The sequence below is a fragment of the Streptomyces sp. CA-135486 genome (assembly GCF_050936555.1).
GTDB lineage: Bacteria > Actinomycetota > Actinomycetes > Streptomycetales > Streptomycetaceae > Streptomyces.
Map to the genome: position 1 here is coordinate 3,475,804 of NZ_JBNJMM010000001.1, position 15,367 is coordinate 3,491,170.

General features: G+C 70.2%; 10 protein-coding genes and 1 pseudogene. 6 read left to right on the top strand and 5 right to left on the bottom strand.

What is annotated here, in order from left to right:
- Positions 1-2: 2 nt before the first annotated feature.
- The 4 genes from ACQEVG_RS15805 to ACQEVG_RS15820 all read right to left on the bottom strand — a co-directional run bounded on the left by ACQEVG_RS15805 (position 3) and on the right by ACQEVG_RS15820 (position 3,013).
- Complete coding sequence (locus ACQEVG_RS15805; protein ID WP_432983248.1) at positions 3-884, bottom strand: ABC transporter permease; 882 nt, start codon at positions 882-884, stop codon at positions 3-5.
- Entirely contained in the window at positions 881-1,693 is an 813-nt protein-coding gene (locus tag ACQEVG_RS15810) for an ABC transporter ATP-binding protein (protein ID WP_432983251.1), read from the bottom strand. Before ACQEVG_RS15810 ends, ACQEVG_RS15805 begins: the two co-directional genes overlap by 4 nt.
- A 4-nt stretch (positions 1,694-1,697) precedes the next feature.
- Positions 1,698-2,717, bottom strand: a complete 1,020-nt coding sequence (locus ACQEVG_RS15815; protein WP_432983254.1) for an ABC transporter substrate-binding protein — start codon at positions 2,715-2,717, stop codon at positions 1,698-1,700.
- Between the two features lie 212 nt (positions 2,718-2,929).
- Entirely contained in the window at positions 2,930-3,013 is an 84-nt protein-coding gene (locus ACQEVG_RS15820) for a putative leader peptide (protein WP_351446407.1), read from the bottom strand.
- Between the two features lie 254 nt (positions 3,014-3,267).
- Here ACQEVG_RS15820 and ACQEVG_RS15825 point away from each other — a divergent pair, with 254 nt between their 5' ends.
- The 6 genes and pseudogenes from ACQEVG_RS15825 to ACQEVG_RS15850 form a co-directional block, all read left to right on the top strand.
- Positions 3,268-6,756, top strand: coding sequence for a phosphodiester glycosidase family protein (locus tag ACQEVG_RS15825; protein WP_432983257.1), 3,489 nt, complete (start codon positions 3,268-3,270; stop codon positions 6,754-6,756).
- 408 nt (positions 6,757-7,164) lie between these two features.
- Positions 7,165-9,207 (top strand): SpoIIE family protein phosphatase, encoded by a 2,043-nt coding sequence (locus ACQEVG_RS15830; RefSeq protein ID WP_432985377.1) that lies wholly within the window; start codon positions 7,165-7,167, stop codon positions 9,205-9,207.
- A 94-nt stretch (positions 9,208-9,301) separates the two neighbouring features.
- A complete protein-coding gene (locus ACQEVG_RS15835) occupies positions 9,302-10,129 on the top strand; it encodes a hypothetical protein (RefSeq protein ID WP_432983260.1) in 828 nt (275 codons plus the stop codon).
- A gap of 184 nt (positions 10,130-10,313) precedes the next feature.
- Positions 10,314-11,492, top strand: coding sequence for a serine hydrolase domain-containing protein (locus ACQEVG_RS15840; protein WP_432983263.1), 1,179 nt, complete (start codon positions 10,314-10,316; stop codon positions 11,490-11,492).
- A gap of 127 nt (positions 11,493-11,619) precedes the next feature.
- Positions 11,620-12,810 (top strand): acyl-CoA dehydrogenase family protein, encoded by a 1,191-nt coding sequence (locus tag ACQEVG_RS15845; protein WP_432985380.1) that lies wholly within the window; start codon positions 11,620-11,622, stop codon positions 12,808-12,810.
- A gap of 170 nt (positions 12,811-12,980) precedes the next feature.
- Positions 12,981-13,150: pseudogene (locus tag ACQEVG_RS15850) on the top strand (pirin family protein); the annotation flags it as partial.
- Between the two features lie 333 nt (positions 13,151-13,483).
- On the opposite strand, the gene ACQEVG_RS15855 reads toward ACQEVG_RS15850, so the two are convergent.
- On the bottom strand, positions 13,484-15,262 hold the full coding sequence (locus tag ACQEVG_RS15855) for a PucR family transcriptional regulator (protein WP_432983266.1): 1,779 nt from the start codon (positions 15,260-15,262) through the stop codon (positions 13,484-13,486).
- Positions 15,263-15,367: the final 105 nt, after the last annotated feature.

Genomic DNA, 15,367 nt, shown 5'->3' on the forward strand with positions numbered 1-15,367 from the left:
CCTCAGTTTCCGGTCGGGGTACGCCAGGACGTGAAGCGGCGCTCCAGGGCTACGAGCAGCTGGTTGAAGGCCACGCCGATGGCGGAGATGGTGATGATCCCGGCGTACATCTCGGGGATCGCGAAGTTGAACTGCGAGGAGTTGACGAGATAGCCGAGCCCGGCCTTGGCGCCCACCATCTCGGCGGCGACCAGGATGAGGATCGCGAACCCGCCGGCCAGCCGGATGCCGGTGAAGACCGTCGGGACCGATGCGGGCAGGATCACTTTCTGGAAGATCCGCGGCGCGGGCAGATCCATCGACCTGGCGAGCCTCAGCAGGGTCGGATCGACGTTGCGTACGGCGCTGATGGTGTTCAGCAGGATCGGCCAGGTGCACGCATAGAGGACGATGGAGATCTTCGAGGTCTCGCCGATGCCGAGCAGCAGCACGAAGACCGGCAGCAGCGCCAGCGCGGCGGTGTTGCGGAAGACTTCGAGGAGTGGTCCGAGGAGCCCCGCGAGCGGCTGGTACCAGCCGATCAGCAGGCCGAGCGGTACGGCGACGACGACCGCGAGCCCGAAGCCGGTGAGCGATCGCGTGAGGCTGGCCTGTGCGTGCTCGGCGAGCTGCCCGTCGAGCAGCAGCTGCCACCAGGCGACGGCGACCTCGGAGAACGGCGGCAGAAAAGTCCGGTCGACCAGGCCGAGGCGCGGCGCGATCTCCCACACCGCCAGCAGTGTCGCTATCGCCACGGTGCGGGTGAACACGGTCAGCAGGACCCGGCCGGTGTGCCGCAGCGGGGCCGGCAGTTCGCGGCGCTCCGCCGCGAGCGCCGGATCGGTGTGCAGTGCCGCGCCGCCCACGTCCGCGGTCGCAAGCGCCTTCTCGGTGGTGATGCTCATAGCGTTGCCGCCTCCCGTTCCTCGCGCTGAGCCCGGCTGACCTCGTCGCGCAGCAGGCTCCAGATCTGATGTCGGTGGTGCGCAAACTCGGGGCTGGATCGCGGATCGGCGTCGGCGCTGCGGTCACCCAGGTCGATCTGCACGACCTCCTTGATCCGGCCGGGCCGTGAGGTGAGCACGGCGACCCGCTGCCCCAGATGGACCGCCTCGTCGATGCCGTGCGTGATGAACACGATCGTCTTGCCGGTGCGCTGCCAGATCCGCAGCAGCTCGTCCTGGAGGGACTCCCTGGTCTGTGCGTCGAGCGCGGCGAACGGCTCGTCCATCAGCAGCACATCGGGGTCGTAGGCGAGGCTGCGGGCGATGGCCACGCGCTGGCGCATACCGCCTGAGAGCTCGTGCGGGTGCCGGTCCTCGAAGCCGGTGAGCCCGACGAGCGCCAGATACTCCCGGGCCCGTTCGGCGCGTTCGCGGCGCGGCACCCGGGTGGCTTCGAGGCCGAACTCCACATTGCCCAGGGCGGTGCGCCAGGGCAGCAGCGCGTACTGCTGGAAGACGATGCCGCGGTCCAGACCCGGCCCCGAGACGGGTTTGCCGTCCAGCAGGATCCGGCCCGAGGTGGGCTCGGAGAGTCCGCCGAGCAGGTCGAGCAGGGTGGACTTGCCGCAGCCGCTGGGGCCGACGATGACTACGAACTCCCCGGCGGCGATGTCGAGGTCGATGCCGTCCAGTGCGGTGACGTGGCGCTGCTTTCCGCGTACCGGGAAGGTCTTGCCGATGCCCTGAAAACTGATCTTCGCCGTCGACATGGGATCAACTCCCCGCCTTGGTGTGGCTCTTGTTGAACTCGTTGGTGTAGAGGTCGGAGACGCTCACCTGGCCGGACTTGATGTCTCCGCGCTCGGCGAGCCAGTCGGACCAGACCGACAGCTCCTGCTCCTCGATACGGCCGCCGGGCGCGGAGACCCCGTAGGAGTGCCAGAACTTGAGCGCGTCGGCGCTCTCGTTGCGCTTCCGCTTGGCGACGATCTCGGTCATCTTGGCGACGACCTCGTCCCGCGGTGTCGTACGGGACCAGTCCAGGGCCTTGCCCACGCCGGTGACGAAGGTCCGCACCGTCTCCGGGTTCTGTTTGATGAAGCGTTCGGTCAGCACATAGGTGCCTGCGCTGAAGGCGCCGCGCAGCTCGAAGTCGCTGAAGAGCTTGCGTACGCCGCCCGTCGCCAGTGCCTTGTCGCGCAGGATGCCGCCGAGGACCGCCACGTCGATCTGCCGCTGGCGCAGCGACTGTTCGGTGTTGACGGGGGGTATGACGATCCGCTCGACCTGCTCGGCCTCTGCACGGCTCAGGCCGTTCTTCTTGAGGTAGATGTCGAGCATCGCCTCGGCGTGGGCGCCGAGGGTGTTCATCCCGACCTTCTTGCCGATGAGGTCGCGGGGCTGGCGGATGGCGCTCTTCTCGGCCACGTAGTAGCCGCTGTAGGCGTACTTGTCGGAGCCGTAGTAGCTGACGACGGCCTTGATGGGGGCCTTGCGGGAGGCAAGCTTGACCACCGCGCCGTTGAACGCGCCGCCGAAATCGATCTGGCCGGAAGCGGCGGACTGGATGTCCTGCGGGCCGCTGATGGTGTTGCCCACCCAGTCCAGCTTCAGATCGCCCAAGTAGCCCAGGGCCGCGGCGAGTTCGGGCGGGTTGACCTGGCCGGCCTGACCCTGGTAGCGGAGCGTCCTGGTGTTGCGGACGCCGCCGCTGCCGCTCGCTGTGCCGCAGCCCGCGACCGCCAGCGTGGAGAGCCCGGTGAGCACAAGGAAGGAGCGTCTGGAGGAGGTCATCAGTCATTCCGTTTCGGGGTACGCGAAGATGCCTGAAAAATTCAGCGCGAAAAGGCAGCGGTGAATTCAGGAAAGGGTGGCCATGCATCGGCAGGTGAGTTCGGGAGAGTCCTGCCGAAGGAATTGCCGCGTACTGGGGCTGAGGTGCTCAGCCCGTCAGAAGCCCCCGGAGCAGGGGCTGGACGCGGGTGAAGAAGTCAGCTGTGCGTGTTTCAGCGGCCGGCGGCACAGAGTGCGCTGGCGTGCCGTCGAAGATCGACGTGCAGGCGCGATACGAGAATGTCAGCTTGACTCACAACGGTGAGAGTGGCAGCGATTTCCGGTCACGTCAATGAGTATCGGAAATCGTCTCGCATGGTGAATTGTTACGGATTTCTTTCACGAATGTGGTCGGTCAGGCGGCGTCATGGCCTCGGAGTGGCCACGGTCCTGACGGCCGCTGTTCTTCCCGGTGTTCCCGTTGCCCCCTGGTGCGTTCGTGCGAGCGCCGCGATGCTGTGCGCCGACAGCGCTTACTTCGCGCTCAACACGCCGTATTCCAGGAGTAGTTGTGGACCTTGGCAGAGCAAGACGCTCCGTCGTGCTGGTCGCGACGGTGTCCGCGCTGGCGGCGGGAGCGATACCCCCCGCCGTCGCCGATTCCACCCCCGACCCCCGTCCCCGAGACTCCGCCGAAGTGCTGCGCCCGATCGCGCCCCCGCCCGCGAGCGGCCCGGCCGGACGCCCCCGAGCCATCGCGGACGGCGACGGTATCGAGACAGCGCGCAGCTCCCGGCCCATCGCTCCGGGCATCAGCCTCACCTCGTACGACCGGCTCGAATCCGACAAGTGGCTGCGAGTGGACGCGCTCTCCGTCGACCTCGACGGCAGCGGCGTCCAGGCCGACTACCTCTCCTCGGGCACGGTCGCCGACCGCCACACCGTCTCCGCACTCGCCGCCGGCCACGATCCCGGGCCCGGCCGGCGCACGGTCGCCGCGATCAACGCCGACTTCTTCGACATCAACCAGACCGGCGCGCCGCAGGGCCCCGGCATCAAGGACGGCCGGCTCACCCACTCGCCGGCCACCGGCGCCAACCGGGCCGTCGGCATAGGTCCCGGGAGCGCGGGACGCGTTCTGCAGCTGTACTTCGACGGAACCCTGACGCTGCCTTCCGGGCCGCACCCGCTTGCCGCGTACAACGCCGCGAACGTCCCGTCCGGCGGCATCGGTGCGTATACCGCGGCATGGGGAACGGCCGACCGCGCCCTGACCGCCGATGCCGCAACTCCCGTCGCCGAAGCGCTCGTACGGGACGGCAAAGTCGTCGCGGTCACAGGCCGGCCCGGCACCGGGCCGATCGCCCCGGACACCACGGTCCTGGTCGGCCGGGAGGCCGGAGCCGGTCTTCTCGCCGCGTTACGGCCGGGCGACCCGGTGGCCCTGGAGTACCGGCCGCGTACCGACGGCGGCCCCGTCCCGCGCACCGCGGTCGGCGGCCGTGAACTCCTCGTCGTCGACGGCGTACCCCAGAACCACGAGGGCGAGGGCAACAACACCGCGGCCCCCCGCACCGCCGTCGGCTTCTCCAAGGACGGCCGTGCGATGCAGGTCATCACCGTCGACGGCCGGCAGGCCGACAGCGGCGGCGTCACCCTCACCGAGCTCGGCCTGATGATGAAGCAGGCCGGTGCCTTCAGCGCGCTCAACCTGGACGGGGGCGGCTCGTCCACGCTCGTCGCCCGCGAACCCGGCAGTGACGCGCTCCAGGTCGAGAACAGCCCCTCCGACGGCAGCGAGCGGACAGTACCCAACGGCCTCGCGCTCACCGCGCCCGACGGCAGCGGACGGCTGCGCGGCTTCTGGGTCGAGACCCGCACGCCCGCGGGGAGCGCCCCCACCGCCGACCCGGTCAAGGGCGGCCACCCCGAGCGGGTGTTCCCCGGACTGACCCGCCCTCTCACCGCCGCCGGGTACGACGAGACGTACGGACCGGCCGAAGGGAGCCCGCACTGGCGGGTCGCGCGCCCATCGGTGGGCCGGATCGACGACCACGGCGTGTTCCGGGCGCGGCACAGCGGCAGCACCCGGATACGCGCGGAGCGGGCGGGCGCACACGGCAGCACCGAGCTGACCGTCCTGGACGACCTGGCCCGCATCGAGCCGACGACCCGGCGTGTCGGGCTCATGGACGGGAACGGAACCGGCACCTTCGGAATTCTCGGTCTGGACGCCCAGGGCAACAGCGCTCCCGTCGAACCGGCCGATGTCCATCTCACTTATGACCATTCGCTGTTCGGCATAGGTGACGACGGCCGGGGCTCCTTCACCGTCACGTCCCGCACGGGCAGTGGTGCCGGGCGGATCACCGCGAGCGTCGCGGGTGTCACCACGGTTCTCGCCGTCAGCGTCGGCCTCGCCGAGCAGCCCGTGTCCGGCTTCGACGACGCGGCGTCCTGGACGTTCAGCCAGGCGCGGGCCAGTGGGTCGGTCGCGGCGACGCCCGAGGGGCAGACCGGTACCGGCCTTGAGCTGACCTACGACTTCACGCAGTCGACCGCGACCCGTGCGGCGTACGCCAATCCACAGCGGCCGATTGCCGTCGCGGGGCAGCCGCAGTCCTTCACGCTCTGGATCAAGGGTGACGGGCAGGGCGCGTGGCCGACGCTCCATCTGAAGGACGCGGCCGGATCCGACCAGTTGCTGCGTGGTCCGTTCGTCACCTGGACCGGGTGGCGGCAGGTGACCTTCGCGGTGCCCGCGGGGGCCGCGATGCCGCTGTCGGTGTACCGCTTCTATCTGGCCGAGACCGCGGCCGCGAAGCAGTACACAGGGAAGATCGTCATCGACGGGCTGAGCGCGCAGGTGCCGCCGACCGTCGAGCTGCCGGCGCAGCCGCGGACAGCCGATCCGCTGATCGATACCGCGACCGAAACCGAGGGCAGGGACTGGCAGTTCGCGGTCATGTCCGACGCGCAGTTCGTCGCGCGTGACCCCGGCAGCGCGATCGTGGCGCAGGCACGGCGGACGCTGCGCGAGATCAAGGCCGCGCGGCCCGACTTCCTCATCGTCAACGGTGACCTGGTCGACGAAGGCTCGCCCGCGGACCTCGCCTTCGCCAGGCGGGTGCTGACGGAGGAACTGGGGGACGAGCTGCCCTGGTACTACGTGCCCGGCAACCATGAGGTGATGGGCGGGAAGATCGACAACTTCATCGCCGAATTCGGGCTCGCGCACCGGACGTTCGACCATCGCGGTACGCGCTTCGTCACGCTGGACACATCGAGTCTGACCCTGCGGGGCGGGGGCTTCGCCCAGATCAAGGAGGTGCGGGCGCAGCTCGACGCGGCGGCGAGGGACGCGGACGTCGGCTCGGTGATGCTCGTCGAGCATGTCCCGCCGCGCGACACGACCGTGCAGAAGGGCAGCCAGCTGGGTGACCGCAAGGAGGCGGCGCTGATCGAGCGGTGGCTCGCGGAGTTCCGCCGTACGACGGGGAAGGGTGCGGGGCTCATCGGCAGCCATGTCGGGGTCTTCCACGCCGGGCACGTGGACGGCGTGCCGTATCTGATCAACGGCAACTCGGGCAAGGCGCCGGCGGCCCCGGCGGACGAGGGCGGCTTCACCGGCTGGTCGCTGGTGGGTGTCGACAAGGTGACGCACGGCGAGCAGCCGGCGGGCCGGCTCAGGCCCTGGGAGGGACGCCCGGACTGGGTCTCCGTCCAGACCCGCGCGCATGTCGACGGCCTGACCCTTCAGGCGCCCGCATCACTGCCGCCGGGCCGGCGCGGGGACGCCCGGGCGACGGTGGCGCAGGGTGCACGGCGGATCCCGGTGGCCTTTCCCCTCAGCGCCGACTGGACAGGATCACTCAATCTGTACATCGGCGCACCCGAGGACGCCCGCCCCCGCCATGCGGCGGCCTTCGACCCTTCGACGGGCCGCCTGACCGGGCTGCGCCCGGGGACGGTGACGCTGGCGGTGACGGTGGCGGGGGTCACGCAGCGTGCGGAGGTCCGCATCGCGGCGGAGGGAGTGGGCCGGGGCCGCGTGGCGTAGGCGGCGACGGGGGCTTCACCCCACCCTCCCCTTGCCTTGACCGGGGCTCCGCCCCAGACCCTCCCCCTACGCCCTGCGGGCGTGGTGGGACCCCCACGCCTCAATCGCCCGCGAGGCTTGATTTGTGCGCCTGGGCCGCACAAATCAAGCCCGTCCGGCGATTGAGGACACGCCCGAAGGGCGTCACCCAGGCGAAGCTCTGGGGGAGGGCGGGGTGGGGCCCGCCGCATGCGTTCCGACCCGCACCCCGTTCGCCGTGCGGTACCGCCCCGTAACCGGCAGCCTTGGTTGGGAGCACTGCGGAGGAGGTGATTTCCGTTGTCTGATCTGCTCTCCTCCGGGCCCGGCACGTCGGACGGCGGCGCGGGCGAGGGTTCCCACCCCCTCCTGTCGCTCGCGCTGGCCGGAATGATGGACGACGTCCAGGCCCACTCCGGAGCCGTGTACCTGCTCTCTCCCGACGAGCAGGTCCTCGAGATGGCCGTCATGGCCGGGCTGCCGCGCGCCTTCGCCGCGCCCTGGGAGCGCGTGGCGATCACCTCACCGATACCCGTCGCCGACGCCGTCCGCGGAGGCGGGCTCGTCTGGGTCGCCGGCGAGAAGGACATGGCGAGCCGCTACCCCCGTATCGCCGTCGTCCTGCCCTATCCGTTCTCCCTCGCCGCCCTGCCCATCGCCACACACGGCACCGTGTACGGAGCCGTGTTCGTCACCTGGCCCGGCTCTCATCCGCCGGAGATCTCCGACTCCGAACGCGACCGCCTCGTCGCGTCCTGCGACCGCCTCGCCCTGCGGCTGCGGCGGGCCGCCGAGTCGGGCAGCCCCCTCGTCCCGGAGGCGGACTTCCTCGGACCCGCCGCCATGGCGGGGACGACCGGCGCGATCGAGGCCGTACGCATGGTGGCGCGGGTGCCGGACGGGATGTGCTCCCTCGATGTGAACGGGCACCTCACCTACGCCAACCCCGCGGCCCGCGAGCTGCTCGGCGTACAGGCGTCCGCGCTGTTCGGCAAGCAGCTGTGGACCTCTGTGCCGTGGCTGAACGACCCGGTGTACGAAGACCGCTACCGCGCGGCGATGATCAGCCAGCACACCACCTCGTTCGTCGCGCTGCGCCCGCCGCAGGACTGGCTGATGTTCCAGCTCCACCCCAGCCGCAACGGCATCAGCGTGCACGTCACCCCTGCCCGCGGCACGGTCCAGGAGATGCCGCACGACAAGCCGCCGCAGCGCCCCGCGGGCCTGGTGGCGATCTCCCACATCCTCACCCTGGCCAGCGCGCTGACCGAGGCCGTGGGCGTGTCCGACGTGATCGAACTGGTCGCGGACGAGATCATGCCGGCCGTCGGCAGCCGGTCGCTGGTCATGCTCGCGTCCGAGGCGGGCCGCCTGCGCGTCCTCGGACAGCGTGGTTACGAGGACCCCACGATCGTGGACCGGTTCGACGGCATGCCCCTGACCGCTCATGCGCCAGGCGCCCAGACACTCGCGACCGGAGTGCCGTCCTTCTTCGAAACCCGCGCCGAGCTCGAGCACATCTACCCCGAACGCTTCACGACGGCCGACGGCATGGCCGCCTGGGCCTATCTGCCGCTGATCGCCTCCGGACGCCCCGTCGGCACCTGCGTCCTCGGCTACTCACAGCCACACAGCTTCTCCACCGATGAGCGCTTCGTGCTCACCAGCCTCGGCGGTCTGATCGCCCAGGCGCTGGAGCGGGCCCGGCTCTACGACACCAAACACCGCCTCGCCCACGGACTCCAGTCCGCCCTGCTGCCGCACTCCCTGCCCACCGTGCCAGGTCTGGAGGTCGCGGCGCGCTATCTGCCCGGCACCCAGGGCATGGACATCGGCGGCGACTTCTACGACCTCATCCGCACCGGCGACGCGTCCGCCGCCGCCGTCATCGGCGATGTACAGGGCCACAACGTCACGGCCGCAGCGCTGATGGGCCAGATCCGCACCGCCGTACGCGCATACACCGCGGTCGGCCAGCCGCCCGGCAAGGTCATGGTGAGCACCAACCGACTCCTGATCGACCTCGATGCCGAACTGCTCGCCAGCTGCGTCTATCTCCATCTGGACCTGCAGCGCCACCGCGCCCGGCTGGCCCGTGCCGGACACCCCCAGCCGCTGCTCCTGGATCCGGACGGCCGGGTCCACATCCTCGACCTGGCCGGCGGCCCACTGCTCGGCGTCGACCGCGGGGCCGCCTATCCCACCACGGTGGTGCCCTTGCACCCCGGATCTCTGCTGGTTCTGTACACGGACGGACTGATCGAGACGCCTGACACCGACATGGACGACGCCCTGGCGGCCCTGGCCGTAGAGCTGGAGGAGGCCGCGGACCAGCCACTCGACGCCCTGGCGGAGCATCTTGTGGGCCGTGCGACCGGCGGTATCCAGGGCGGCGACGACACGGCGCTGCTACTGCTCCGCCCGCAGCGCTGACCAGGGCCGCCTCCGCCGCCATGCCTACGCAACCGGTCTGATAGGAAGGCTGCACGATCAGACACGATCACGCAGGCCGAGTACCGGGAGCACCATGTCCGCCGCACGCCCGAGCATCCTCTACGTCACCGATCTCGGCTACGAGGCGAAGGGCCGCCGCTACTGCGACGAGGACATCAGGCTCTCCGGGCGCCTGCGCGAGGACTTCGACATCGCCCTGTGCCATCCGCTGGAGGCGGCGCGTCTGATGGGGGCCTTCGACGCCGTCGTCGTACGCAACAGTGGCCCGGTGCTCCACTACCAGCGGGAGTTCGACGAGTTCCGCGCCCTCGCACGGCAGCGGGGCACCCGCCTGTACAACCCGCTGACGGGCCGCGCCGACATGGCGGGCAAGCAGTATCTGGTCGAGCTGAGCGCGGCCGGTTTTCCGGTGATACCGACCGTCGACCGCGCCGCGGACCTCAGCAGACTGCCGGGGGCCGGGAGATACGTCGTCAAACCCAAGCTCGGCGCGGACTCGATCGGCATGCGGCTCGTCGACCGGGACGCCCTCGCTGACCTGGCGTACGACGATGTGCTGGTGCAGCCGAGGATCCCGTTCCGTTACGAGGTGTCGTTCTACTTCGTCGACCGCGACTTCCAGTACGCGCTCTACGCCCCGCGCCCGGAGCGCCGCTGGGAGCTTGAGCGGTACGAACCGGGCCCGGACGACCTGGCGTTCGCGCAGCGGTTCGTCGACTGGAACACCCTTGACCACGGGATCCAGCGCGTCGACGCCTGCCGCGCCCCGGACGGCGAACTGCTGCTGGTGGAGCTGGAAGACCTCAATCCGTATCTCTCGCTGGACCTTGTGGAGGACAGCGTCCGCGAGGCTTTCGTCGCCCGGATGACGGCCTCGCTGCGGGGGTTCCTGGCCGGCTGAACCGGGCCGGTGAGGCCCGGTTCGCCCGACCGCCGTGCCCACCGCCGAGCCGGTCGGCTCGAAATGAGTGCCACGCCGCGTGCCTTCTGTTCGCACTCTTCCCGGCAGTCCGACCAGTCGGTACGTTCTTCCGGAGCCGGATACCGGCAGGCCGGACACCCGGTCCCAGGCGACGGAGGCACCCATGTCACAGAGCGCACCCACGATCGAAGGCCACTGCGACGAACGCTTCCTGGCGGTGCGTACCGCCTTCGAGGAGAACTTCCGCGAACGCGGCGAACTGGGCGGGGCCGTGACCGTGCTGCTGGGTGGGCAGAGTGTCGTCGACCTGTGGGGCGGCTGGGCGGACGAGGCGCGCACCCGCCCCTGGGAGCGCGAGACCCTGGTCAACGTCTGGTCGACGACCAAGGGGCCCACCGCGCTGTGCGCCCATCTGCTCGCCGACCGCGGACTGCTGGACCTGGACGCGCCCGTGGCCACCTACTGGCCGGAGTTCGCCGCGGCCGGCAAGCAGTCCCTTCCCGTACGTCATCTGCTCTCGCACCGCGCGGGCCTGGCCGGGCTGCGCGAGCCGCACACCATCGAGCAGCTCTACGACTGGGAGCTGACCTGTGCCCGCCTCGCCGCCACCGAGCCCTGGTGGGAGCCCGGCACGCAGTCCGGCTACCACGCGATGACCTACGGATTCCTGGTCGGCGAGGTCGTCAGACGCATCACCGGGCAACTCCCCGGAGAATTTCTGCACCAGGAGGTCACCGGGCCGCTGGGCATCGACTTCACGATAGGGCTGCCGGAGAAGGAGGCCGGGCGCGCCGCCGAGCTGGTGCATCCGCCGGCCGCGTCGGGCAGCGAACAGGCCGCCGTCTTCGCCCAGTTGCAGCCTGCCGCCCTGGCCGCCCTGGTCAACCCGATCGTCGGGGCGGCGGACGCCAACACGCCCGCCTGGCGCGCGGCCCACATCCCCGCCGCCAACGGCCATGGCACCGCCCGCGCCGTCGCCGCGCTCTACGGGATCTTCGCGGGCCGCGGTGAGTTCGGGGGCCGGCGCGTGCTGTCCCCCGAGGCCGCCGAGCACGTCCGCGAAGGCCAGGGCAGCTGCCGGGACCTGGTGCTCGGCGCCGGGTTCGAGAACGAGACGGAGGTCGGGCTCGGCCTCTGGCTGAGCGGCGAGAACGGTTCGTACGGACCCAACCCCCGCGCTGTCGGCCATGACGGCTTCGGCGGCTCCTGCGGCCTGGCCGACCCGGAGGCGGGTCTCAGCCTCGGCTACGTGATGAACCGCATGGGCCCGCACATCGCCGACGACCCGCGCAAGATGGCGCTGGTCGACGCGGTGTACGCGTCGGTGGAGGCAGCTGCCTAGCGCGTCCGGGACGACCCTCTTCGCGGGTGCGCCCGTACCCGGGCCGCTGCGGCCCCTTCCAGATTCTTGCAACACGTTCTACTGTGTGCGCCGCGCATCGAAGGACCGCGAGACTCCTGGAGGGGCCGTGCACCTCGAATACACGCCTGAGCAGCAGCAGTTGCGCGCCGAGCTGCGCACGTACTTCGCCGGGCTCGTGCCGGACAACGTCTACGCGCGCTACGCCGACCCGAGCGAGCAGAAGCGCTTCTACCGCGAGACCGTCCGCCGCCTCGGCACCGACGGCTGGCTCGGCGTGGGCTGGCCCGAAGAGTACGGCGGCCGCGGCCTCACTTCCATCGAGCAGTTCATCTTCTTCGACGAGGCCGCACAGGCAGGCGTACCGCTGCCGCTGATGGCACTCAACACCGTCGGGCCGACGATCATGCAGTTCGGCACGGACGAGCAGAAGGCGTACTTCCTGCCGAAGATTCTCTCCGGCGAGATCGACTTCGCCATCGGCTACAGCGAGCCCGACGCGGGCACCGACCTCGCCGCCCTCAAGACCCGTGCGGTCCGGGACGGCGACGAGGAAACCGGCACGTACACCGTCAACGGACAGAAGATCTGGACCACCAACGGCGACACCGCCGACTGGGTCTGGCTCGCTGTGCGCACCGACCCCGGCGCCCCGCCGCACAAGGGCATCACCATGCTGCTGGTCCCGACGTCCGACCCCGGCTACTCCTGCACCCTCATCAACACCCTCGCCTCGCACGACACCACCGCCAGCTACTACGAGAACATCAAGGTGCCCGCGTCCCGCCGCGTCGGCCAGGAGAACAAGGGCTGGCGGCTGATCACCAACCAGCTCAACCACGAGCGCGTCACCCTTGCCGCGCACGGCACCACGGCGATCCGGGCACTGCACGATGTGCAGCGGTGGGCCATGGACACCAAGCTCGCCGACGGCCGCCGCGTCATCGACCTCGGCTGGGTGCGCGGGCGCCTCGCGCGGACCCACACCAAGCTGGATGCGATGAAGCTGCTCAACTGGCAGATGGTCGGCGCCGTCCAGGACGGCACGCTCACCCCGCAGGACGCATCCGCCGTCAAGGTCTACGGCTCCGAAGCGCGCCGCGACGCGTACGCCTGGTTGATGGAGGTCGTCGGCGCGGCCGGCCCCCTCAAGGAGGGCTCGGCCGGCGCCGTCCTCCATGGCGAACTGGAACGCGGCTACCGTTCCGCCGTGATCTTCACCTTCGGCGGCGGCAACAACGAGATCCAGCGGGAGATCATCTCCTGGATCGGGCTCGGGATGCCGCGAGTACGGCGTTAGCGTCTTGTGACGAAGAATTTTAGTTGACACAAAGGAGGGATAGTTGGCATCAAGATCGACAGCCCGAAGAGAGGGCAGCTCGTGGTCAGACCATGACCTGAGGCTGGTCGGAGGCGAGTGCCTGGTCTCTTGGTGCTGGGGCGTGCCCAAACCTGCGGTGGCTCTCAGCGATGTTGTTGTGGTGGAACTTCATCGGGCGTTCCCATCAGGAAATCGATGAGGCTCGGAAGGCGTGGACGGAGGGAGCTCGGTTCGGGGAGGTAAGGGATACGGCGGCGCTCCACTGCTGGCTCCCGAACTCCCGCTAGTGCCCCTGAAGCCGCGCGGACGAGTACGTTGACCTGGGGCTATGGATACTGGTTGGGGTGCCGCGAGGTGCCGATGTCGGCGGCGCCCTTCGCCTGCGTGCGGCGCCCAGCTGGTCTTGTAGGAGCTGGACTTCCCTACGCCGGCCGGGCATCCTGCCTCCACCCACTGCAGCACCGAAAGCTGACGTTCATTGACCTGCCGCTCCAATGGCCTGCCTTCGACTCGCTCGTCCGACGCAGCCGACGGCATCCCACCACCGCCGACTCCTCCACGGACTCGTGCCCGATCGTCTCGCTCACTTGGCGTCTCTCCCTGGGTCAGCAGATCCGCCGTTGACCGCTCGCGCAACAGTTCTAGCGGGGCATCAGCCGGGTCCGCCCAGCACGATCTTCCACACTCGGGTCGCCACCTGGAGGTTGAGCCGGTCCTCGACGTTCGCGAGGTCGTTGCCGCTGATGTCGCGGATGCGCTGGAGCCGATAGCGCAGCGTGCTGCGGTGGATCGCGAGGGATTCGGCGGTGTCGTCGTAGTTGCCGCCGCAGTCGAAGTACCGGGACAGGGTTTCCACCATGGCCCCGTGGTGCCGGGAGTCGTAGTCGATGAGCTGCCCGAGCCACTCGTGGACGAACGTCTCTAGTTCCCGGTAGTCGTTGCCGGGTCCCAGGATGCGGTAGAGGCCAAGCTCGTCGAAGAACGTGGTGCCGTAGCGCTCGCGGGAGTGGCGGCGCACTTCCAGGGCACGCTGCGCCTCCTGGTAGCGGTGGGGGATGTCGTCCAGGGAGTCGCAAGGGGCGCTCACCCCGATCGTCCCGGACCGTGTCCCGGTCTCCCGGGCGAGCGCCTCGTACAGCGCGCGGGCGTGCGGCCTGGCGTCGGCGACCAGGACCACGTGGTCGGAACGTCGGGTCAGCAGCGAGCGCATGCCCACGGCAGAGGCCGCTCGGCCCACGGTCTGCGCGAAGGAGTCGTCCGCCGTCCGGTTCGACCACTGCACCACGACGACGTAGTGGCCGCGGTGCAGGTCGTGTCCGACTGCCTCGGACCGGGCGTAGGCGCTCGTCTTGTCCGTCCCTGCCAGGAGGTCGTCGACCAGCTCGCGGTGCAGCCTCAGCTCCACTTCGGCCAGACTGCGCAGGTGTGCCAGCTCCAGGGCGAGCGACGTGGCGGCGTGTTCCAGCGCGAGCACGGTGTGCTCGTCGGCCTCGCCCCGGGCATCGACCAGGGCCAGCACGCCCAGGATCTCGCCGTGCGGGCGGACCAGGGCGATCAGCCGGTCCTTTATCCGCACCGGCCCGACCTCCCGGGCGACGGCGTGCAGCATTTCGTCCTGGCGCACGGGGTCCGGTTCCGGATAGGGGTCGGGGCGGCTGGGGCCGGTCCAGGACCTCAGCCGACCGAAGCGGTCCTCGACCAGCGCGGGGAGTCCAGTGAGCCCGTGCAGTGCGCGGGTGATGGCTTCCTCGCCGCCGCCCGAGGCAGCGACGTCGGCCATGAGCGCGTGAACGGCCCGCTGGAACCCCAGCTCAGCCGTGACGGAGATCAGTTGCCGCTGGAGGGCTGTCCGTTCCGCCCTCAGCCGGTACAGCTCCAGCGCGTCCTCGCGTCGGCGGCGGTCTACGAAGGCGACTGACAGAGCAGCAGCGGTGTGCCGGACGAGCTTGGCGAGCAGGGATCGCTCGGCGTCGGTGGGCCGGGAGCGGGACGTCACCACGAGGTAGCCGTGGAGCCCCTCAGGTCCGCGCAGCCCCAGGGCCCGGCCCCAGGGCCGGCCGGGTACGGTCACAGGGCCGTCTTGCCCGGCCAGCTCCCGCACCCTCCGGTCCACGGCCAAGGCATGGATCTGCCCGTCCCTCGGGCTGGGGACCATGTCGCCGTCCACCCTGAGGTATCCGGCCTCGGCGCTGTATGGCCCTGCGGCGGCTATGCGGTCCATGGCCAGGCGCACGATCTCGCCTTCGTCCCGGGAGTCGAACAGGGCGCGGGAGAGCACCATCAGTTCGTGGAGGGCATGGTCGGTCGGGGTCGGAACGGGCGGGCGGGGCGTCCGCGTGGCGGTGGGGGGCCGCCCGGCGCTGCCCCGCGGAAGGCTGCCCTCCCGGCCGGAGCGGCGGCGGTACAGGTTGTGCACCCGGCTGCCGGGCATGGGATTACTCCCTTCCTCCGACTTTTGGAGAGGTGACGGCGGCCCTTCCTGTACGCCCCTCCGACCAACCTACCCGAGATGTTCGGAGTCTTCGTCTCGTGCTCG